A 21,476-nucleotide genomic window follows, 5' to 3' on the forward strand; every position below is an offset into this window, starting at 1 on the left:
CATTCTCTATCAAACAAAAGCATCCAGATATCCATTTTTTAATCTTATAATCACATGTAGTATATCACATAAAATGAACTTTCTCAAACATTGTATTTATATACTCCTTATAAAAGGATACGAAACTCATAAGTATCCTATATAAAATTAACCAATGATCCATTTTTATGAATACAGCATAATCTGTCATTTCCACTTTTGTTATATTTTAGATATTCTAATACAAAATATTGGGACATCTTGTGTGGAAAATTTCTTTTTTTCGTAAATATCACAGTTTCTGTTTTATTAAAGCATTGTCTCAGCTAGACTTATTCCTGTTCTTACGATTTTTGCTATTTTCTTCGTTTTCCTTTCTGATAACTTGCTGAAAATCTTCTATTTATCTTACCAATATACAGTATGTAGTTTTTTTATTTTGAGAAACTTTGACAGTTCAACGGAAATCAAAATTTATGTTTCCAAAAACACTATATCTTGTGCTTTGTTTTTGAAACTGTAACTTTTTAGCACAAGATTTAGTTTAAAAAGTTTGACAAAGTTTTTTTTTCTGATATACTAAGAAAGTAATCTATTTTGAAAGAGGAGTTACGAAAATGGTAACCGTTTATTCTAAAAACAACTGTGTCCAATGTAAGATGACCAAGCGTTTCTTGGACAGCAACAATGTCGCTTATCGTGAGATCAATCTCGACGAGCAACCAGAGTACATCGATCAAGTTAAAGAGCTCGGTTTCAGCGCGGCTCCTGTTATCCAAACACCAACTGAAGTCTTTTCAGGCTTCCAACCAGGAAAACTGAAACAATTAGCATAATCTTAGTACATCATCCAGAAGAGATTGCTTCTAGGGCTAACTTAGAGGCCTTTCTTTTGTAATTAGATAAAGGAAATTTTATGGGATTAAAACATCTTGAGGACGTGACCTACTTCCGTCTCAATAACGAAATCAACCGTCCTGTTAATGGACAAATCATGCTTCATAAAGATAAAGAAGCCTTGGATGCTTTCTTTAAAGAGAATGTGGTTCCAAATACAATGGTTTTTGATTCAATTACTGATAAAATCAACTACCTCATTGAACACAACTACATCGAAACTGCATTTCTCAAGAAATACCGTCCAGAGTTTTTGGAAGAATTGCATCAATTTATTAAAGACCAAAACTTCCAATTCAAATCATTCATGGCTGCCTATAAGTTTTACAACCAGTATGCCTTGAAGACTAATGACGGTGAATATTACCTTGAAAGTATGGAAGACCGCGTCTTCTTTAATGCACTTTATTTTGCTGACGGGGACGAAGCAATTGCGACTGATATTGCCAATGAAATCATCCACCAACGCTACCAACCTGCTACTCCTTCCTTTTTGAACGCAGGTCGTGCTCGTCGTGGGGAGTTGGTATCTTGTTTCTTGATTCAAGTAACTGATGACATGAACTCTATCGGACGTTCTATCAACTCAGCTCTTCAACTTTCACGTATCGGTGGTGGTGTAGGTATTACTCTAAGCAACCTTCGTGAAGCTGGCGCACCTATCAAAGGTTATGAAGGAGCAGCTTCTGGTGTCGTTCCAGTTATGAAACTCTTCGAAGACAGTTTCTCCTACTCTAACCAATTGGGTCAGCGTCAAGGTGCTGGGGTTGTCTACCTCAATGTCTTTCACCCAGATATCATCGCCTTCCTTTCAACTAAGAAAGAAAATGCCGATGAAAAGGTTCGTGTTAAGACCCTCTCACTTGGAGTTGTGGTGCCCGATAAATTCTACGAATTAGCTCGTAAAAATGAAGAAATGTATCTCTTTAGCCCTTACTCTGTAGAGCTTGAGTACGGTGTGCCATTCAACTACATCGACATCACTGAAAAATATGATGAATTAGTCGCAAATCCAAACATCCGCAAGACAAAAATCAAAGCTCGTGATTTGGAAACTGAAATTTCTAAATTGCAACAAGAATCTGGTTACCCTTATGTCGTCAACATTGATACAGCCAACCGTGCGAATCCAGTAGATGGTAAGATTATCATGAGTAACTTGTGTTCTGAGATTCTTCAAGTTCAAGAACCAAGCTTGATCAACGATGCTCAAGAATTCCTTCAAATGGGAACAGACGTTTCATGTAACCTTGGTTCAACCAACGTGGTCAACATGATGACTTCACCTGACTTTGGTCGTTCTATCCGTGCGATGGTTCGTGCTTTGACTTTCGTTACAGATAGTTCACACATCGTAGCTGTCCCTACTATCGACCACGGAAACAGTTTAGCTCACACCTTTGGTCTTGGTGCCATGGGGCTTCATAGCTACCTTGCCCAACAACTGATTGAGTACGGATCACATGAGTCAATTGAATTTACAAGCATCTACTTTATGCTTATGAACTACTGGACCTTGGTAGAATCTAATAACATAGCGCGTGAACGTGGTATCACCTTCCACAACTTTGAAAAATCAGACTATGCTAACGGAAGCTACTTCGACAAGTACGTGACAGGCGAATTTGTTCCAAAATCAGACCGTGTTAAAGAACTCTTCAAAGATGTCTTTATTCCAAGTGCTGCTGATTGGGCTGAACTTCGCGAAAAGGTTCAAGCAGATGGTCTTTATCACCAAAACCGCCTTGCTGTAGCTCCAAATGGTTCTATCAGTTACATCAACGATGTTTCTGCATCTATCCACCCGATTACGCAACGCATTGAAGAACGCCAAGAGAAGAAAATCGGTAAAATCTACTATCCAGCTGCAGGTTTGTCTACAGATACCATTCCTTACTACACTTCTGCTTATGACATGGATATGCGTAAGGTGATTGATGTTTACGCTGCCGCAACTGAACACGTGGATCAAGGACTTTCACTCACTCTCTTCATGCGTAGCGACATTCCAAAAGGTCTTTACGAATGGAAGAAAGAAAACAAACAAACGACACGTGACCTATCTATCCTTCGTAACTATGCCTTTAACAAGGGTATCAAGTCTATCTACTACGTCCGTACCTTTACAGACGATGGTGGAGAAGTCGGTGCTAACCAATGTGAAAGCTGTGTGATTTAATTTTTATCTGAGGCAGCCACGTTTTCTCAGACTACTGATTAAGTTAACCGCCAGACAAAACTTGATAAGTATCTTAAATACTATGAAAAACTAAAAAGTCGGGTTTCCGACTTTTTGTGCGATACTCTTCTCAGACTATGATAAAATAGAGATGATTCGGCAATCGCATTATTACATACAGAAAGAGATTTCAAATGGAAACTTACTACAAAGCCATTAACTGGAATGCCATCGAAGATGTCATCGACAAATCAACTTGGGAAAAGCTGACAGAGCAATTCTGGCTCGATACGCGTATCCCCTTGTCAAATGACCTAGACGACTGGAGAAAACTATCAAACAAAGAAAAAGACTTGGTAGGAAAAGTCTTTGGTGGTTTGACCCTTTTGGATACCATGCAATCTGAAACAGGAGTTCAGGCGCTTCGCTCAGACATCCGTACACCGCATGAGGAAGCTGTTTTCAACAACATCCAGTTTATGGAATCTGTTCACGCAAAATCTTACTCTTCTATCTTTTCAACCTTGAATACCAAGGCTGAAATTGAAGAAATCTTTGAATGGACCAACACTAATCCCTACCTACAAAGAAAAGCAGAAATTATCAATGAAATCTACCTCAATGGTACGCCTCTTGAAAAGAAGGTTGCCAGCGTTTTCCTTGAAACCTTCCTCTTCTACTCTGGTTTCTTTACACCCCTCTACTATCTCGGTAACAACAAACTGGCCAATGTTGCGGAAATTATCAAGTTGATTATCCGTGATGAGTCTGTTCACGGAACTTACATTGGTTACAAATTCCAACTTGGTTTCAATGAATTACCTGAAGAAGAGCAAGAAAAGCTCAAAGAGTGGATGTACGACCTGCTCTATACCCTCTATGAGAACGAAGAAGGTTATACAGAAAGTCTCTATGACGGTGTTGGTTGGACCGAAGAAGTTAAAACCTTCCTTCGTTACAATGCCAATAAGGCTCTTATGAACCTAGGACAAGATCCACTCTTCCCAGATTCAGCTGATGATGTCAACCCAATCGTTATGAACGGTATTTCAACAGGAACTTCTAACCACGACTTCTTCTCTCAAGTCGGAAATGGTTACCTCCTTGGTGAAGTTGAAGCCATGCAAGACGAGGACTACAACTACGGTTTAGACTAATTTGGCCGATCATTCAAAATATCATGGTTTGTTTAAAACAACCATGATATTTTTGTTTTTTGTTTTATTTTGTTTTTTTCTATTTGATTAATTGAGCGTTTTATGGTAAGATAATAATAGTAGAAATCGAGGTGATAAGGATGCTAAAGCAAGAAAAACTAGATAGTATTCTAGAAGCAGTAAACACAAAAGGCACTATTACTGTAAAAGAGATTATGGAGAGTCTTGATGTGTCAGATATGACAGCTCGCCGCTACTTACAAGAATTGGCAGATAAAGATTTGCTGGTTCGTGTGCATGGTGGCGCTGAAAAACTTCGTACAGGTTCTCTCTTAAACAACGAACGCTCAAACGTTGAAAAACAAGGCTTGCAGATTGCTGAAAAACAAGAAATTAGCCGTTTTGCAGGTCATTTGATTGACGAAGGTGAAACCATTTTTATCGGGCCAGGAACAACCTTAGAATGTTTTGCTCGTGAACTCCCAATTGATAATATTCGTGTTGTAACAAACAGTCTTCCAGTTTTTCTCATCCTAAACGAACGAAAACTAACAGATTTGATTTTGATTGGTGGAAACTATCGCTCCATCACTGGTGCTTTTGTAGGGACACTTACCTTACAGGATTTGACCAACCTTCAGTTTTCTAAAGCTTTTGTAAGTTGTAATGGTATTAAGGATAAGGCAATTGCTACTTTCAGCGAGGAAGAGGGCGAGGTACAACGAATCGCCTTGAACAATGCCAATAAAAAATACTTACTGGCAGACCACAGTAAGTTTAATAAGTTTGATTTTTACACTTTCTACAATATCTCAGAGATTGATACCATCGTTTCAGATTCCAAACTGAGTCAGGAGACATTTGAAGAGCTGTCGAAACAAACAACCATTCTTTTATCAAAACCATAAAAATTCCCCTGCCTTTGTAGCGGGGAATTTTTGTTCAATTTTAATCAATAAGTTGGGTCTCAGCTAGTTTCTTGTACCAGTGAGCTGATTTCTTTGGATAACGCTCCTGGGTTTCAAAATCAACATAGAAGAGGCCATAACGCTTTTCATAGCCATTTGACCAAGAAAAGACATCCATCAGCGACCAGATAAAGTATCCTTTGACATTGGCTCCATCAGAGATTGCAGATGCAATCACTTCCATATGTTTCTTAACATAATCAATCCGCCCATCATCGTAGACTGTCCCATCCACAAACTCATCTTTGTATCCGAGACCATTCTCAGTGATGTAGATTTTTTTGTAATTAGGATAATCTTTCTTCACGCGCATGATTTGGTCATACAAACCTTGAGGGTAGATAATCCAATCCCAATCGGTACGTGGGACATAGTCAGGCGCTACACGACGACCAACTCCCTTAATCTGATACTTAGAGCTTCCTTTTTCACCTTTTCCATTGTGGATGATTTCCGTCTCTCCATCAAAGGCTTGCATCCAATCACTCATATAGTAGTTAATTCCTAGGAAGTCGTTCAAGTCTTTTGCAGCTTCTAGGACTGCGAAGTCTTCTACACGCAAATCTAAGCTTCCACCATTGACTGCTAAGATATGGTTGACACCTTCCATGGTTTCTTCGGAATATCGTCCTAGATAAGTTGCATCCAAAATAAATTTATTGTGAATGATATCTTCTAACTCAGCCGCTCTAACATCTGCTGGATTATCTGGATCCAGAGGATACTTAGTAGGCAGGGCATGAACCACACCAATTTCACCTTTATAACCTTTACCTTTATATAGCTTGACTGCACGCGCATGCGACACCATCATATTGTGATGAGATTGGAATACTTTAGCAAGGTCGTACTGAATACCTGGAGGGAATTTCCCAACCAAGTATTGACCATCACCAATTGGCCCAATTTCATTAAAGGTTGTCCAATAGTTTACTTCTGGGAATTCTTCAAAACAGAAAGCCGCGTAGTCTACAAAGTGTTCAATGTTTTCACGGTTTAAGAAGTCTCCATTTGAATGTAGAGCTTCTGGCGTATCAAAGTGATGAAGAGTTACAAAGGGCTCAACATGCCGTTTGTGACATTCTGCAAATAGATTATGATAGAACTCAACCCCCTTGTCATTAACCTTCCCATAACCAGTTGGAAAGATACGTGACCAAGCGATTGAAATACGGATACCATTAACACCATACTCTTCTGCAAGTTTGAGGTCAACTGGGTATTTGTGATAGAAATCACTGGCTGGTTCAGCAGTGTACCAGTAGTTATCTTTGAGGTATTTGTCCCAGGCAACTGGTCCTTTACCATCAGTATTGGTCGCACCTTCTGCTTGATAGGCTGCTGTTGCCCCGCCAAAAATAAAGTCTTTTGGAAGTGTTTTTGTCATTTGATTCACCTTTCAAGAAATAGAAATGAGATGGGGGTATAGTTGGGAGGAGTTCTTCCATCTCACTTCTTTGCTATTTACATTTTATTCTTCGAACTGCGCTTGAACAAAGGCAAGAGCGCCTTTTCCATCGCGAGTCAATTTAATGTATTGCCCACCTTCTGTCTTGGCAAGTTTGATACCAAGTTTGTCGGTCTCTGCTTTCATGTCTTCAAAGTTTGAAGCAACTTGAGGAGCAAGGATAACCAGATCAAACTCAGGCAACATTTCACGGTGAGCACCATAGCCACCAGCTGCTGCTTTAACAGGAACCTTGTACTCCGCGGCTGCCTTGTTTAGAGCATTTGCAAGGAGACCACTTGTTCCTCCGCCTGCACAGAGAACCAAGACATTGGTTTCTTCAGTGATTGTGTTTTGCGCTGCTTCTACACCAGCTTTTTCAAGAATAGCATCTGCTTTGGCAGTATTGAAGTTTGCAGCTACTTTTTCTTTTAATTCATCATTGGCTTTACCAGAACGTTCTTCTTCAAGGATTTGTTCATCATAAACCTTGAGGAATGGATAGTAAATGGCTACGTCAACAAGAATTAACAAAGCAGCAAGTACAAATGACAAGAATTGGAAGTTTGTACCGAGAACAATACCGAGCGGACCTGGTGTTGTCCAAGGAAGGTTGGCAGTAAATGAGTTCATGCCAAGCGTTTCAATGAAGAATTTAAAGATCCATACGTTGGCAATTGGAGCAAAGATAAATGGAATAAAGAAAATCGGGTTCAAGACAAGCGGTGCACCAAACAAGATTGGTTCATTTACACCAAAGAAGGTTGGTACTACTGAAGCACGTCCGATTGCACGATTTCGTTTTGATTTAGTTAACCACATGAACATGAATGGAACAACCAGTGTTGCACCTGTACCACCCATGGTAACAATAAACATTTGTGTACCTGAAGTAAGGATCTTGTCTGCATGCATCCCTTGTTGGAGAAGGTTCAAGTTGACTTCGGCATTTGCATAGGTAATAGCTGCGATTGCTGGTTCAACGATAGATGGACCATGGATACCAACAAACCAGAAGAAGGCAAAGGCACCAAAGATAATCGTAATACCTAGATAACCATCAGCAGCAGAGAATAACGGTGCAAAGAATTTACCGATTGATTCAGCTACGCTTGCACCAACAAAATGACGAGCTAGTAAATCGAGAGCATAAAGAGAAACCACTGATAGAGTGAATGGAATCACATCTTTAAAGACTTGTGAGATATTTGGTGGAACTTCGTCAGGCATACGAATAGTGACGTTGTTCTTAACACAAACCTTATAGATGGTTACAGTAACAAAGGCAGCAAGGAATGCTGAAAGCAAACCTTTTGTTCCAAGGAAACCTGTCGCAAAGCCACCTTCAATCGGATCAGCTGCTAACATCAACAAACCAACAATCGCAGCTAAAAGTGTTGACATATAGTTGATTTGGTTCGTTTTCTCCATGCTACGGTTTACTGAGTCGGTCAATGACTTAGCTGTTGTACCAGCTACCAAGAGAGCTAGAATCCCCATTGAATAGCTATAAGGTTTCATAAGGAGATTTACAACATCATCAGACCATTTAAAGCCCCATGAGTTTGGTACAAAAGCAATCAAGATAAAGATACTTGAGAAGAGAATAACTGGCATACCAGCAATGAAACCATCACGAATAGCGCGAAGGTAGATATTACGAGACAGTTTTTCAAAGAAAGGCTTTCCTTTCTCGATAAAAGAAATTAGTTTGTTCATTACTTAACTCCTCTCTTGTAGAGTTCGATTAAATGGTGCATCAAATCTTTTAACAAAATGGTAGTCATCAAGTGATCCTGACCGTGCATCATGGTTACACTATAAGCCAAATCTTCACCAGCTGCCTCCTTAGTCAAAAGGCTTGTTTGCGCGTGGTGTGCCTCCGCGATGCAACCACCAGCTTCCTCTACGAGAGTATCAGCTTTCGCAAAATCGCCAGCTTCAGCAGCCTTTAAAGCTTCCAATAGTTTTGATCGAGCATCGCCAGCATAGGCAACAATCTCAAAACCTAACAATGTTACTTCTTCTCTATTCATGATAGAATTCTCCTTATGTATTTTTAATTAAATTTTTATGACAATAAACGTTGGATATGTAGAACTAGATAAACTCGTTCACTTTTATACAAATCAAGACCCGTATGTTGCGTAATCACATCATAGATCTTGGAACCAATCTCGAACGCTTTTGGATAGGATTGTTTAATATGATCTTCCATATCCAGAAGTGATTGATTATCATCTCTGGAACGGTCTAAATAATCCAAAAAATAGTTGAGATGAATCATAAAACGATCATAGAAATGATTATTCTCTTTGGTTCGTTGAATTGCATAACCCTTTAGCACTTCTTCAACATTCCTGAGAATTTCTTTCCTCTTATCAATCGACTCCACAACTTCCACTTCATTCTCACCTTCGGCATTGATAAAATGATAAGCAATCCGAATAATTTCGTCTTCAGGGAAATTTTCTGTCAACTTCTGACGATAGATTTCAAAGGCTTCCTTTGCGATTTGAAAAGCGACAGGATACTTAGTGGAAATATCTGGCAGATTACTATCCTTGTACCTTCCTTGTGCTAGAGCTTGGTAAGAGCAGTAAATATGATCTGTCAAGGTTACGTAGAGATACTCTTGAATCGGATAATGATATTTCTTTGATAGCTTATCAATGATTTCATAAGTCACTGTGATAAAATCAAGCGGAACATCTTTGAGGAGAGCCATAAAATTTTCTCTGGACTCTTCTGTCTTCATCCGAAAGATTTTTTCAACCTGATCTTCAGCAATCAAATCCCCCTTCTTCTTTCCAAATGCAATCCCCTTACCAATCACAATCACTTCTTCTCCTTTGCCATTTCTGACAAGCGAGACGTTGTGATTCATTGGGTTTAGAATTCGGTACATGGCAACCTCCTTTTATCTCTTAAAGGTATATGAGTATAAAAAATGACCACAAATGAACTAGAAAATCCTTTGATTTCTAATCCACCTGTGATCATGCCTAATATTACTTAGTAACACTCACCTTGTATTAACTTGTGATTTAAGTATAGCATAAGTCAGTTGTTTTGTAAACCTTTACATTCAACTTTTTTTAAATTTTTTTTAGATCAATGTTCCTAAGATTAGGGGGAAACTTATACACGTTCTTTCCATGAAGTCGCTGTTGTTTGAAGAACTTTGTTGAGTTCGTCAATGTTCTCAAATCCTGTTGTACGCAACCACTCTCGAGCTGCTGCCTCACCATCCTTAATGTAGGCTTCAACTGATCCAGCCCAGGTTGCACGGCCACAAAGAACACCATTGAAGTTTGCACCTGATTCATGGGCAAATACAAGAGTATCTTGGAAGAGTTTAGCTGATACACCAGCACTCAAGTAGATGTATGGCAAGTTAGTTGCTTCATCTTGTGCTTTGAAGAAGGCTGCTGCTTCTTCACGTGTATGAACGATTTCACCATCACCAAATCCTTCAACGTATTTGACGTTGACTGGAACTTCCACTTTCAAAACATCGATGTTGAAGCGTGGGTCTGAGAAGACTTTCATAGCACCGATAACCTTGTGTGGTTTTACTTTGGCATATTCTGCAGAACCTGCGTCAGCGATTTTTTCATCGTAAGCGAGGATTTCAAGGAAGAACGGAATGTCTTCCGCCACACACTCTGAACCGATGCGTTCGATGTAGGCTTGTTTTTCTTGGTTGAGTTCGTCAGAGCTATCTACGTCATAGTAAAGCAAGAACTTGACAGCATCTGCACCTTGTTCCTTGATGCGTTTGGCAGACCAAACATCCAAGCAGTCAGGCAAGCGTTTGGTGCTTGTTGTGTCGTAGCCAGTTTTCTCATAAGCTAGGAGAAGACCAGCATTTGGATCAAGCGCTTTTGTAGCTGGAAGACCATACTCTGGGTCTAGAAGCATAGAGGATGCGTATTTAGTCAATTCATCTGCAACCAATACTTTGAGTTCTTCCATTTGAGCCACTGTTGGCTCTTCTGTTTGGTATTGAGCCATGAGGCGTTTCAAAGCACCACGTTGGTCAAAGGCAAGAGCTGAGATGATTCCATTTTCATCTGAAAGTTTTTCTAAGCGTGCACGTTTATTTTCTGTTAAAGCCATTTTATACCTCTTTTACTATTAATTGATCATATAGAGCTTGATAGTTGGCCATATTCACATGACCTGTCATTTTTTCTTGAGCATTGAGCATACCAAGGACATTTGCCTTGATGAGGAGTTCTGCATCCGATTCCTTATGAAGAAGACCTGATGAAATACCTGCAACAGTAGAATCTCCAGATCCGACAGGATTGACTACCTGAATTCTTGGAATATCTACCTTGTAGAAAGTGTCCCCATGTTTTGCAAAAGCACCATTTGCACCAAGTGAAACAATTATCCACTCAATCCCTGCAAATAGAGGCTCTTGAAGAACTTCTTTTAATTCATCCAACTCCTCAGAAACTTCTTTCCCAAGAAGCTGAGACAATTCTTCGTTATTTGGTTTAATAACTGTTGGTTTGTGTGGTGATTCAAGAACCGCCTGAAGAGCCCCACCTGAGCAGTCTAGAACAACTGGTTTTCCTGCGCGATTAGCAAGTTCTACTAAGCTTGCATAGTAGTCAACTGGAAGACCTGCTGGAAGACTACCAGAGATGGCTACTACTTCCACAGTGTCAAGAAGATTTTCGAAATGAACCAAGAAATCTTGCCCTTCTTGTTCCAAAACTTCAGGCCCTTTTTCAAGGATTTCTGTTTGGTTGTCTCCGTGCAGAATAGCGATACAGTTACGAGTCTCTCCTTGAATGGAGAAGAAACGTTTCGTTACTTTATCATCGATATGCTCTACTAAAAACTCACCAAGTTTACCACCGACCAAACCGGTAGCAACAACAGAATCACCAAATTCTGAAAGAACTCGTGTAACATTAAGACCTTTCCCACCAGCTGTCTTGGTCACGTCTACCACACGGTTGACAGTGTCAATTTTTAATTCATCCAAAGGATAGGAAATATCGATGGATGGATTCATCGTGACTGTTAAAATCATGCGTCACCTCTTAGTCGTGGTATTCACCGCGATCCCATTTTTCAAGGAATTCTGTAAAGAAGTTTGCATCTGCTTGATGAGCATTGTGAGTTTCAACGTGCTCAATTTTCGCAATCAATTTTTTGTTTTCTTCTGATGGTTTGTATTCAGCTTTGATGAAAGCTTCAATGATGTCGCACATGAGCAATTCACCAGTAATTTTACCACCAAAACCAATAACGTTGGCATTCAATTGTTCTTTTGCATAAAGTGCTGTTGTCATATCACGAACCAAGGCAGAACGAACTCCTGGAACTTTATTTACAGCGTTGTTGATACCAACACCAGTACCACAGATACATACCCCAAGATCAGCTTGACCGCTTGTAACGGCTTCACCAACTTTTTTACCAAAGATTGGGTAGTGAGTACGTGTGTGGTCATAGGTACCAAAGTCGATGACTTCATATCCTTTTGATTTCAAAAATTCTGAAACCGCCATTTTTTCATCTGTTACGATGTGGTCACATCCAATTGCAATTCTCATTTTAACTTACCTTTCTTACTGTAATCTAATTAGCACATTTTGTTCAACATATCAACACGAATTTGGTGACGACCACCGTCGTATTTACCGTTAACAAAACCTTTAGCAATATTTTTAGCCAATTCATCACCAACAAGTTGTGCACCCATAGTGATCATACGTGAGTTGTTGTGTCCACGAGTCATATAAGCTGAACGTTCGTCAGATACTTCTGCGGCAACCATTCCTTTAATTTTAGTTGCGACCATAAATGGACCAGCCCCATAAGCATCAATCACGATACCAAGATTTTGTTCTTCTTTGTTTACTTCTGCGGCAACAGCAAGAGTCACATCAACAAAGTCTTGACCTTCAGCTGTAACATCCACAACGTGGAAGTTTTCTTTTTCCAAGAAGTCTTTCACAACTTCTTTCAATCTCAAACCTGCAGCATCTGCACCGATAACAATAGACATATTGTATACTCCTTTTTATTTTTCTAGGCTAGTAAAGACTTTTATAGTTAGCAGTTTACCTACAAAAGATTTTCTAGCAGTTTATTGACAAATTTGATTGAATGAGATGAATATCACCTTATCCAAGTCCAGGAAATCAAGTTCCTAGAAACAAACTTTCTCCTCGAAAGAGAATATAACAAGTGATTATTTGTTTGTTGCAAACATCATTTGTTGCTTACAAACATAATATACTCCTATTTTTATAAAAAGTCAACAGTAAATGTTTGTTTTTGTGGTTTTTTATCTAAAATATTTCAATATCAAAGCCAATCTGATCTACTTGACCAGGTTCTAGGAGACGAACATTCTTCTTATCTTCTAGATGATCTCCTTCTTCAAGAGATGTTGACAAGCCAGACCAAGGTTCAAAGGCAATGAAAGGTCCCTTATTCAAAGTTGACCAAATGATGAGATTTGAAAACTCTTGGAAGTGTACTTTTAATCCCTTCTCATGTTTACGAGAACGAAGGGAAATTGTTCTGGATTGCAACTCATCCAAAGTCACTGCATCAACACTAAACAGATCGTAACTGAGATCCACTTCCTTTTGCGAATCCAACCATGGACTTCTATCTTGAAAGTCTAACATGCCAGTTTCTGGGAAAGGACGGGGAACAGAGCAAGTCTCTTCTTTCTCAAACTCTAAATAGTAATCTTCATAAGTTTCGCCATCTAACAGAGGACAATTAAATCCTGGATGTCCTCCTATAAAGAATGGCATTACTTTATTAGTTTCTCTATTGAAGACTTTGTATTGAGTACGGACAGTCTTGCCATTCACTAGATAAGTGATTTCAAGACGGAAATGATAAGGGTAGTTTTGATAAGTATTCACATCATCTTCGATAGCAAATGTTACGCTGTTTTCTGTTTGATCAACTAAGTCAAATTCTTTTTTACGGACCAAACCATGACGAGGAATGTTTCCTTTCGTCTCTGTTCCATCTGCGTGACTGTAGAAGGCTGTATCTTCTCTTAAAGAGCCACAGATTGGAAAAAGTACTGGAGCTTGTCCACTCCAGTAAGTGGCATCTCCTTGCCACAGATACTCAATGCCTTCTCGATCCTTGATCGACGACAAGGCGCCACCTAAGGTTTTAAACTGGACCGTTAACTGATCTGATTTTATTTCAATTACCATAATATTCTCCAACTATTTTTAGATCTTTATATAAAAACTAGGTTGCCACTCCCAATGTAGGAAATTAACAACCTAGTTTTCACAATTTACATTTTATAGGAGCGAATTATTTAGCATTTGCTGCGTATTCTTCGTTACGTTTGATCATTTGTTTTCTATACCAAGCAAAGATACCTACATAGAATACAAGGAAGACTGCTGCACCAAGGATTGCTTTGATATCACCTGTTGTAGCATTACCGATTGCCCAACCAAATAGTTTTTCAATTGGTCCTTCAAGAGTTGAGTGAGTGATCAATTGAGTTTGGCTCACACCTTCTGGGAAGGCACCTACACCTTTAGCAAGTTCAGTTGCAAATGGAGCGATAAGAGTACCAGAAAGAAGGAAGAGAGGCAACAAGAGTGTTCCGAAGATAATCATACGGAGCAATTTACCACGTGTAACAACCAAGAGAGCTGGAGTCACACCCATAGCGATGATACCTGCAAGTGGCAAGATACCATTACCGACGTTTGAAAGAAGCACAGCTTCTACTAGCATGATTGGAGCAAGTACGTTAGCACAAGCCCAGATTTCAGCGCGACCAGCGATGAAAGGCCAGTCAAGACCGATGTTGAATTTACGTCCTTGAAGACGTTTAGTAGCAACGTTTGTAATACCTTGTGAGAGTGGTTCTACGGCTGCGATGAACCATGATCCGATAAGTGAGAAGAGTTCCAAAGCTACACCGGCAGTCAAACCAAGGCTCAACCAACCTTTAATAACAAGTTCCCATTTATCAGCTCCTTCTACTCCAGCAACTGGGTGTGGAGTCCCCATCAAACCAATAACAATACCAAGGATGAAACCGATAAAGAATTTAGATCCCCAGAAACCGATTTTTTTGTTCAATTTTGCAGCGTCAAAGTCATATTTATCGAGACCAGGCAATACTTTATCAAAGATTTTATCCAAGACCATGATAACTGGGTTCATCATGTAGTTCATGTGAGTTGAAGTCATTGGTGATGAACTTGGTGCATTAAGAAGGTCGTCGAAAGTTGGTTTCATCAAATCAGAGTTGATGATTTTCAAAATACCTACAAGGACAACTGCTGCAGTTGCGATGAAGAGTGAAACCCCTTGGCTAACTCCATTGTTGTCTGCGTACCATTTGATCAAAAGACCAGTGATTGACAAGTGCCAGATATCGAAGATATCGACGTCAAGTGTATCTGTTTTCTTCATTGCAAGCATCACAATGTTGACAATCAACATTACAAGCAAGAAGTAAAGTGTCCATGCAGATCCCCAAGTGATGGTTGCAAGTGGTGCCCAACCAACGTCAGTGATGTTCAATTGAATACCAGTATTTTCAACGAATTTTGCAAGTGATGCTGAGAAAGCTCCGTTGAGCATACCGATGATAGCACCGATACCAGTAAGGGCGATGGCAAGTTTGATACCACCTTCAAGCGCTTTGGAGAATTTCACTCCAAATAGTAAAGCCAATACTGTCAAGATGATCAGCATGATGATAGGACCACCCATTTCCAAGACTGGCTTGAAAATCTTATTGGCTAGTTCGATAATGACATCCATAATAGTTCCTCCCGTTTTTTTAGTTATATGAATGTTAACAAGATAAAGAATAAATTAGCTTAGTCCGTGTTCTTTGATAGCTGCTTCAATATTGTCAAATACTGGAGCGCTCATCGCTGGAATTCGGAACAAGATTGGGCCAGCTTCAATTACTGGAATACCTGGTTCAAAACCAAGGTCAGTTGCAGCGATTGGTGTAAAGATATCGTAGCCCTTGATAAGATCTTCGTTTACATCTTTGACCATGACTGCATCACAGTGAACGTCATAACCACGGTTTGAAAGTTCTTCTTCTAGAGCACTTTTAATTTGGTGACTTGAGTTAACACCTGCACCGCAGGCAGCAAGAATTTTAATCATTTGGATTTCCTCCGATTTTATATTTTAATAGACAAGATTAAGCGGTTGCTTCAGCAATGTAAGCATAAAGTTTTTCTGGTTCGGAAATTTTTGATAAATCTTCCAGATGTCCATTTCCTGTGAAAAAGTCCATCAACTGAGCCAGAATATTTGTTTGACTTGAACTTGAGTTGTTAATGATAAAGAAGAGTAGGGATACTTCTACTTCCTTATCAGGAGCTATCATATTGTGAAAAGTTACTGGTTTTTCTAATCGAACAACCACCACCTTCTCAGCTAGATTATGAACAATATCTGTATGAGGGATTGCCACATTTGGCAAATCCTTTCCTAGAAATTCCATATCTAAACCAGTTGGAAATGACTTTTCACGCGTGATCAAGGCTTCACGATAAGTTGGAGTGACAATTTCTCGTTCTTCCAACAAGCTTGCTACCTGATCAAAGAGTTGTTCTTGATTATCCGCTTCTAAGCAAAACACCAGGTTTTTGTCAAAGAAATGATCTAATCCCATAACATTTTCCCTTCTTTCAATTATCTTTTATGTAATAAGTATAACACTATATGAAATCGTTGTCAATAATTTTTGTTTTATTTTGTTCATTTTTTTGTAATTTTTGTTTCATTTAAAGAATACAATCAATATCAAACATTCTTGTTATAAAATCCACAAAAAAAGAAGGCCCAAGCCTTCTTCTCTTTCCTTACTTAATAGTAGATAAAATCTCTTCTAACTTATGGTAATCTTTTACACTATCAATTTCATAGATGCTATTTCCTTCTAATTCTTCGACATAGACATCCAATTCTTTGATATTATCCTTAACCATGTTGTCCCAGTAGAGATCAACAAATTCACCATTTTCGTAAGCTTTGTCAATAAAGCCAACAATCTTCTCTGCTGTTGGTGCATCCCAGAATGAAACTCCACTCAGAATGCGACCAGCTTTGCTGTCAACAATAATGTCTTGAACCTTGTAGTCATCACCGTAAACCAAGAACCACTCGTTGGTACAGTCTTCACGATAAACGCTAAAATAGGTAGAACGTTTAAGATCGTTTCGAAACATATTTTTGAAAAGATAGTTATCTGCATCGATGACGTAGCTGTTTGCCAAATCTTCTTTTACTAGATAAAGTGAGTAAAAGTTATTGTAATCAGCATACTTGTCGTTAAAGACTAAACGAACACCATATTTTTCTTTTAGGTAGTCAAATTGTTCTTTGAGGTAACCGACAACGATGATAATCTCATCAATTCCTCTCTCTTTCAAAAACTCGATTTGGTATTCTACCAAGGGTTTTTGATTAACCTTAACCAAAGCTTTTGGGGTATTTTCAGTCATAGGGCGCAGACGAGTTCCTAGGCCCGCTGCTAAAATAATCGCTTTCACACGAATCTCCTTTATTCTTTAATAATAATATAAACACCAGCCATAACAATAAGTGAAGTGATGATTGTCAGCATATCGAGTGGTGTACCTAAAAGCATTGCTGAGAACAATACTGTCCATACGACATAGCTTACGTTCAACCCAGTTGCTTTTGCAGGTTGTAAACGGTTGATAGCAATGTAGTAGGCTAAGTATGAAATCATATTACATGCTGCAAAGACTAACATCAAACCGAGCAATTGCCCATCTGCTACTTCTGCAAATGAATGGTGAGAAAAGAGCACAATCACTAGATAGGACAAGAATGAGGTTACTTGTCGAATTAACAAGGCTTCAATTTCACTTAAATCACTTTCCATAGCATAGGAGCTGAGAACACTTTCACTCCCCCAGGCAATGGCACAGATAAGGGCACAAAGAATCCCAATGTAAAACGAGTTAACTTGTTCAACCTTGTAGGTTTGAGCAATGATCGCTGCAATAATCAAGAAAACACCGAATACTGTATTCTTTGAAACCTTGTGTTTCAAAATGAAGAAGGCGAGCAAAACTGAAACTGCTGGGTAAATAGCGGATACAGATGAAGCTAGTGAACTACCGATATATTTAACCGCATAAAGATTGGCCTGCATACCTATAGGTCCTGCTAGTAAAGCACCGATTATAACACTCACATTTCGAATATTTAAGAAAATCGAAAGACGAACTTTTCTTTCTTTTACCAAAAGAAAAGCTAACAAGATAAAGATACTCAAGAAATCATGAGCAGCAGCCACCACAAAAGGTGAAAGATTTGTAAAAATAGAAAAGATATAAGCACTAATCGTTAGACCTAATCCCCAGAAAATTCCAGAGAGCAGACCAAAGGAAACACCATTTTTATTCTTCATCCTAACCTCCATAATAAGTCAAACCTTTGACAGCTCTTTGGTAACGGTTGATACCATAATCTCCAAAATCAGCTCCTTGAGCTTCTTTGTACACTGTCCACAAACTCCAGATAGTATCTTGCAAGATTTTATAGATACGAATCTTCTCACGTGATACAGGCGTTTTGTCACTTTCATAGTAGGAAAGGAAATCATCTTCCTCTTGCTTTGTAAATTCAGACTCTAAGAAAAGAGCTGCCAAATCCCACATCGGGTCATTCATAGAAGAGTATTCCCAGTCAATCAAATACAAACGACCTTGTGGTGACTCGATAAAGTTTTCTGGTACCAAATCGATGTGACAGGACTTTCTATCAACACCCAAATCAGCCAATCTCTTTTCTAGTGAAAATACATCTTTTCTTACAGCTTCATAGTTTTCATAAGGGATAGGTCCCTCAATCAAGGATTCATATTTGCTGATTTCCTCAAAAGGAGCAAATTCTCCTCTTAATTCTTTCCCTGAAGCGTGGATGGTTTGTAAAATTGGTGCAATCTTTTCAAACTTGGACTTAATTGATGTTGAATCAAGAGTTACTGCTGATTCGATGTATTCATTTACTTTAATCCCTGACTCAATATCAAAGAGATAATTTTTGACATCTAAATCTAAATCCTCTAAAAGTTCAAGATTGTACTTTTCATTTTGACGATTGATGAGTTTTTCAGTCCCTTTACCAAAAAATTTCACAATATACTGTTTGTTGGTTGTTTTAACCAAATAGTTTTGATTGGTCATGCCTCCCAGCTGTTCAACACTGAGTACTTCCTCTTCATCAGATAGTAAAGAAGAAATTTTTTCTTTGATGAGTTTCTCCACAATTAACCTCCATCTTCTACACTTCCCACTTAAATACTGTTTTGAAAGCAGTATTTAGGTCTGTAGCAAAGACACGATGAATGTCCTTGATTTCTCTCACTGGTTCTTCGACGTAAAGAATATTTTTCAGACGATTCGCAAACTTTTTAACTTCCATCATCTGTATTGCATTTTCAAAATCAATTCGTCCTGAACGAGATGAGCCTACTAATAACAATCCTTTTTCCAAAGCATCTCGCGTATTGATATTGATCTTGTATTCACTCACTCCCATCATGAGAATCGTTCCCTGAGGTCGAATGTAACGAATCAAGTCATTGATAGCTGGTCCCGTGCCATCACCACCGCAACACTCAAATCCATGATCAAAGGTCAAATCTTCTGGAATATTATCCGTAATGTAGCACTCTTTTGCAAAAGAGAAGAGCTCTAGTTTTTCCCAATGGCGACCAATCACAATAATCTCTGCTTCTGGTAGAGTGTAATTGATAATATTAGCAACCACAAAGGCCAAACTACCATCTCCGATAACAGCAATACGCTCCCGCTTGCTGTGGGCAAGATTTAAGAAACGATTCATAGCATGCATACCCACACTCACAAACTCGGTAATGGCAGCAACTGTATCCTCAATGTCATTATAAGACACAACACGATCTTTTGGAAGAGAGACAAATTCTCTCATAAAGCCATCATAACCACTAGATAGGAAGTAGGTTCCTGTCATGTAGTTCTCGTAGAACTCCTTGTCACTCTGCATAGGCGGTTGATTTGGAATCATAACTACCTTTTGACCCACTTCATAAGTACCAGTTGGATCTGAGATAACAGTTCCACAAGACTCGTGAATCATAGCCATAGGAAGCTTTTTAGCCAATATCTTTGGATCACGTTTTCCTTGATAGTAACGTTGATCCGCATGACAAACCGCCATATAATTTGGACGAATCAGGATATGATTTTCCTGATCAATGTCCTCTTCTTGGTATTTTACATTGATAAACTTTGGTTTGGTCAGTTGATAAATTTGATTAATCATAGCCTTAGTCTTTCTCAATCATGCTTTTCGCGATTTTCAAGTCTGTCACAGTTGTGATTTTAAGGTTTGAATATTCCCCTTTCGCTAGGGCAACGTCTTTCCCTTTTATAACAAAAATCTTACATGCATCCGTCAGGATTTCCTTTTCTTGATCAGATAGGGAACCATACAAATCCATGAAATCCTTGCAACGGAAAGTCTGAGGCGTTTGACCTTGATAGAGGTGAGCACGATTTGGAATATCAGTGATAAACTGACCATTAGTACTTTCAACAATGGTATCAACTGCTTCTACTACTGTATCAACCGCATCATGATTTTGAGCCAGTTTTATATTGTCCTGAATCATGCGAAGTGTGATAAATGGACGAACAGAGTCGTGGGTAATCACAATATCTTCTGGAGTGATTGGACGATAGGCATCAATAGCTTCAATAATCTTCTCGATACTGGTATTGCGATCAGCCCCACCTTTGGTAATGATGATGCGATCCTTGTGGAGAGAAAGATACTTGTCAACTAGGTCCTCAGCGTGTGACACCCAATCTCCATGAACTCCAACTACAATTTTTTCAATACTTGGTTCTAAGACGAATTTTTCAATTGTGTGGATCAAAATAGGTCGATCACCCAACTCCAAAAATTGTTTTGGTAAATTACTGATTCCCATGCGTGTGCCAGTTCCTCCGGCTAGGATTCCTGCATAGATCATTTATATTCTCCTTTAGTTTATTCTAAAAAACTCATTACCATCTATTATATCACAATCTGTCTCCATCATGAAGAAAAGACAGAGTGTCATTTAGTCTAATCAACACACCATTTAAGGCAAAAAGTGAACAATGCCTTACTAAATTTGGAAAGACCATAACAAATTAAGAAATAAAAATAGGTTATCCTCTATATTCTCCTCTCAACGTTCGGTTAATATAGAGTTCTTTAGGATATAATAGAAACCTTAAAGAAAGCTTAAATGAAATTATTTGTTTATCAAAGAATACTAGGTGTGCATAGTAAATTTCTTAAAAGTTGTTTGAGAGACTCATTATAAAAGGTTATATATCTCATGAATTAAACAAAAAAGTTGTTTGAGAGACTCATTATAAAAGGTTATATATCTCATGAATTAAACAAATAATAGACTTTTGCCCCTAAAATTGATAAAATAAAAAAGAAAATAATAGAAAAAGGAAACTGTAAACCGCCATGATGAACATGCAAAACATGATGCGCCAAGCACAAAAACTTCAAAAACAAATGGAACAAAGCCAAGCAGAACTCGTTGCCATGGAATTTGTTGGAAAATCAGCTCAGGACCTTGTCCAAGCAACTTTGACTGGAGACAAAAAAGTTGTCAGCATTGACTTCAACCCAGCAGTTGTAGATCCAGAAGATCTCGAAACACTTTCAGATATGACTGTTCAAGCAGTTAACGCTGCTCTTGAACAAATTGATGAAACGACTAAGAAGAAACTAGGAGCTTTCGCTGGAAAATTGCCTTTCTAATC

General features: G+C 38.7%; 22 protein-coding genes. 5 read left to right on the forward strand and 17 right to left on the reverse strand.

Features of this window, described 5'->3' with window-relative positions:
• Positions 1–596: 596 nt before the first annotated feature.
• The 4 genes from nrdH to M1G01_RS03015 all read left to right on the forward strand — a co-directional run bounded on the left by nrdH (position 597) and on the right by M1G01_RS03015 (position 5,120).
• The gene (gene nrdH, locus M1G01_RS03000; protein WP_000259240.1) at positions 597–815 is read left to right on the forward strand and encodes a glutaredoxin-like protein NrdH; all 219 of its coding nucleotides are present in this window, start codon (positions 597–599) and stop codon (positions 813–815) included.
• Between the two features lie 80 nt (positions 816–895).
• Positions 896–3,055 carry a class 1b ribonucleoside-diphosphate reductase subunit alpha gene (gene nrdE / locus M1G01_RS03005; RefSeq protein WP_215804633.1) on the forward strand — a complete coding sequence of 720 codons (2,160 nt, stop codon included), beginning with the start codon at positions 896–898 and terminating at the stop codon, positions 3,053–3,055.
• Positions 3,056–3,249: 194 nt separating this feature from the next.
• A complete protein-coding gene (nrdF, locus tag M1G01_RS03010) occupies positions 3,250–4,212 on the forward strand; it encodes a class 1b ribonucleoside-diphosphate reductase subunit beta (RefSeq protein ID WP_000451379.1) in 963 nt (320 codons plus the stop codon).
• Positions 4,213–4,352: 140 nt separating this feature from the next.
• On the forward strand, positions 4,353–5,120 hold the full coding sequence (locus M1G01_RS03015; RefSeq protein WP_070683560.1) for a DeoR/GlpR family DNA-binding transcription regulator: 768 nt from the start codon (positions 4,353–4,355) through the stop codon (positions 5,118–5,120).
• A gap of 40 nt (positions 5,121–5,160) precedes the next feature.
• On the opposite strand, the gene lacG is transcribed toward M1G01_RS03015, so the two are convergent.
• From lacG to M1G01_RS03100, 17 genes are all read right to left on the reverse strand, one after another.
• A complete protein-coding gene (gene lacG / locus M1G01_RS03020) occupies positions 5,161–6,567 on the reverse strand; it encodes a 6-phospho-beta-galactosidase (RefSeq protein ID WP_247931141.1) in 1,407 nt (468 codons plus the stop codon).
• Positions 6,568–6,651: 84 nt separating this feature from the next.
• On the reverse strand, positions 6,652–8,346 hold the full coding sequence (locus M1G01_RS03025) for a lactose-specific PTS transporter subunit EIIC (protein WP_125413181.1): 1,695 nt from the start codon (positions 8,344–8,346) through the stop codon (positions 6,652–6,654).
• Complete coding sequence (locus tag M1G01_RS03030) at positions 8,346–8,663, reverse strand: PTS lactose/cellobiose transporter subunit IIA (RefSeq protein WP_001078327.1); 318 nt, start codon at positions 8,661–8,663, stop codon at positions 8,346–8,348. The genes M1G01_RS03025 and M1G01_RS03030 overlap by 1 nt, the downstream gene beginning before the upstream one ends.
• A gap of 35 nt (positions 8,664–8,698) precedes the next feature.
• A complete protein-coding gene (locus tag M1G01_RS03035; protein WP_181186950.1) occupies positions 8,699–9,535 on the reverse strand; it encodes a PRD domain-containing protein in 837 nt (278 codons plus the stop codon).
• A 233-nt stretch (positions 9,536–9,768) separates the two neighbouring features.
• A complete protein-coding gene (lacD, locus tag M1G01_RS03040; RefSeq protein WP_247931142.1) occupies positions 9,769–10,749 on the reverse strand; it encodes a tagatose-bisphosphate aldolase in 981 nt (326 codons plus the stop codon).
• 1 nt (position 10,750) lies between these two features.
• A complete protein-coding gene (locus tag M1G01_RS03045; RefSeq protein WP_247931143.1) occupies positions 10,751–11,680 on the reverse strand; it encodes a tagatose-6-phosphate kinase in 930 nt (309 codons plus the stop codon).
• 10 nt (positions 11,681–11,690) lie between these two features.
• Positions 11,691–12,206: a galactose-6-phosphate isomerase subunit LacB gene (gene lacB, locus M1G01_RS03050; RefSeq protein WP_001216920.1), complete on the reverse strand. Its 516-nt coding sequence runs from the start codon at positions 12,204–12,206 to the stop codon at positions 11,691–11,693.
• A 29-nt stretch (positions 12,207–12,235) separates the two neighbouring features.
• Positions 12,236–12,661, reverse strand: a complete 426-nt coding sequence (gene lacA, locus M1G01_RS03055) for a galactose-6-phosphate isomerase subunit LacA (protein WP_000029277.1) — start codon at positions 12,659–12,661, stop codon at positions 12,236–12,238.
• Positions 12,662–12,947: 286 nt separating this feature from the next.
• Positions 12,948–13,844 carry an aldose 1-epimerase family protein gene (locus M1G01_RS03060; RefSeq protein ID WP_125389425.1) on the reverse strand — a complete coding sequence of 299 codons (897 nt, stop codon included), beginning with the start codon at positions 13,842–13,844 and terminating at the stop codon, positions 12,948–12,950.
• A gap of 106 nt (positions 13,845–13,950) precedes the next feature.
• A complete protein-coding gene (locus tag M1G01_RS03065) occupies positions 13,951–15,426 on the reverse strand; it encodes a PTS galactitol transporter subunit IIC (protein ID WP_000382508.1) in 1,476 nt (491 codons plus the stop codon).
• 54 nt (positions 15,427–15,480) lie between these two features.
• Positions 15,481–15,786: a PTS sugar transporter subunit IIB gene (locus M1G01_RS03070; protein WP_000590551.1), complete on the reverse strand. Its 306-nt coding sequence runs from the start codon at positions 15,784–15,786 to the stop codon at positions 15,481–15,483.
• Positions 15,787–15,823: 37 nt separating this feature from the next.
• The gene (locus M1G01_RS03075) at positions 15,824–16,300 is read right to left on the reverse strand and encodes a PTS sugar transporter subunit IIA (protein ID WP_000521979.1); all 477 of its coding nucleotides are present in this window, start codon (positions 16,298–16,300) and stop codon (positions 15,824–15,826) included.
• A gap of 190 nt (positions 16,301–16,490) precedes the next feature.
• On the reverse strand, positions 16,491–17,180 hold the full coding sequence (locus tag M1G01_RS03080) for a sugar phosphate nucleotidyltransferase (RefSeq protein WP_125389426.1): 690 nt from the start codon (positions 17,178–17,180) through the stop codon (positions 16,491–16,493).
• Between the two features lie 11 nt (positions 17,181–17,191).
• On the reverse strand, positions 17,192–18,070 hold the full coding sequence (locus tag M1G01_RS03085) for a DMT family transporter (RefSeq protein ID WP_049550398.1): 879 nt from the start codon (positions 18,068–18,070) through the stop codon (positions 17,192–17,194).
• 1 nt (position 18,071) lies between these two features.
• Positions 18,072–18,929, reverse strand: coding sequence for a phosphotransferase family protein (locus tag M1G01_RS03090; RefSeq protein ID WP_000413084.1), 858 nt, complete (start codon positions 18,927–18,929; stop codon positions 18,072–18,074).
• Positions 18,930–18,945: 16 nt separating this feature from the next.
• On the reverse strand, positions 18,946–19,968 hold the full coding sequence (locus M1G01_RS03095; protein WP_247931144.1) for a ribitol-5-phosphate dehydrogenase: 1,023 nt from the start codon (positions 19,966–19,968) through the stop codon (positions 18,946–18,948).
• A gap of 4 nt (positions 19,969–19,972) precedes the next feature.
• Positions 19,973–20,680 carry an IspD/TarI family cytidylyltransferase gene (locus M1G01_RS03100; protein WP_000638514.1) on the reverse strand — a complete coding sequence of 236 codons (708 nt, stop codon included), beginning with the start codon at positions 20,678–20,680 and terminating at the stop codon, positions 19,973–19,975.
• 494 nt (positions 20,681–21,174) lie between these two features.
• Between M1G01_RS03100 and M1G01_RS03105 the strand changes: the two genes are divergently transcribed.
• A complete protein-coding gene (locus M1G01_RS03105) occupies positions 21,175–21,474 on the forward strand; it encodes a YbaB/EbfC family nucleoid-associated protein (RefSeq protein WP_049550401.1) in 300 nt (99 codons plus the stop codon).
• The last annotated feature ends 2 nt before the right edge of the window (positions 21,475–21,476 follow it).

The sequence above is a fragment of the Streptococcus oralis genome, assembly GCF_023110055.1.
Taxonomy (GTDB): Bacteria; Bacillota; Bacilli; order Lactobacillales; family Streptococcaceae; genus Streptococcus; species Streptococcus oralis_BY.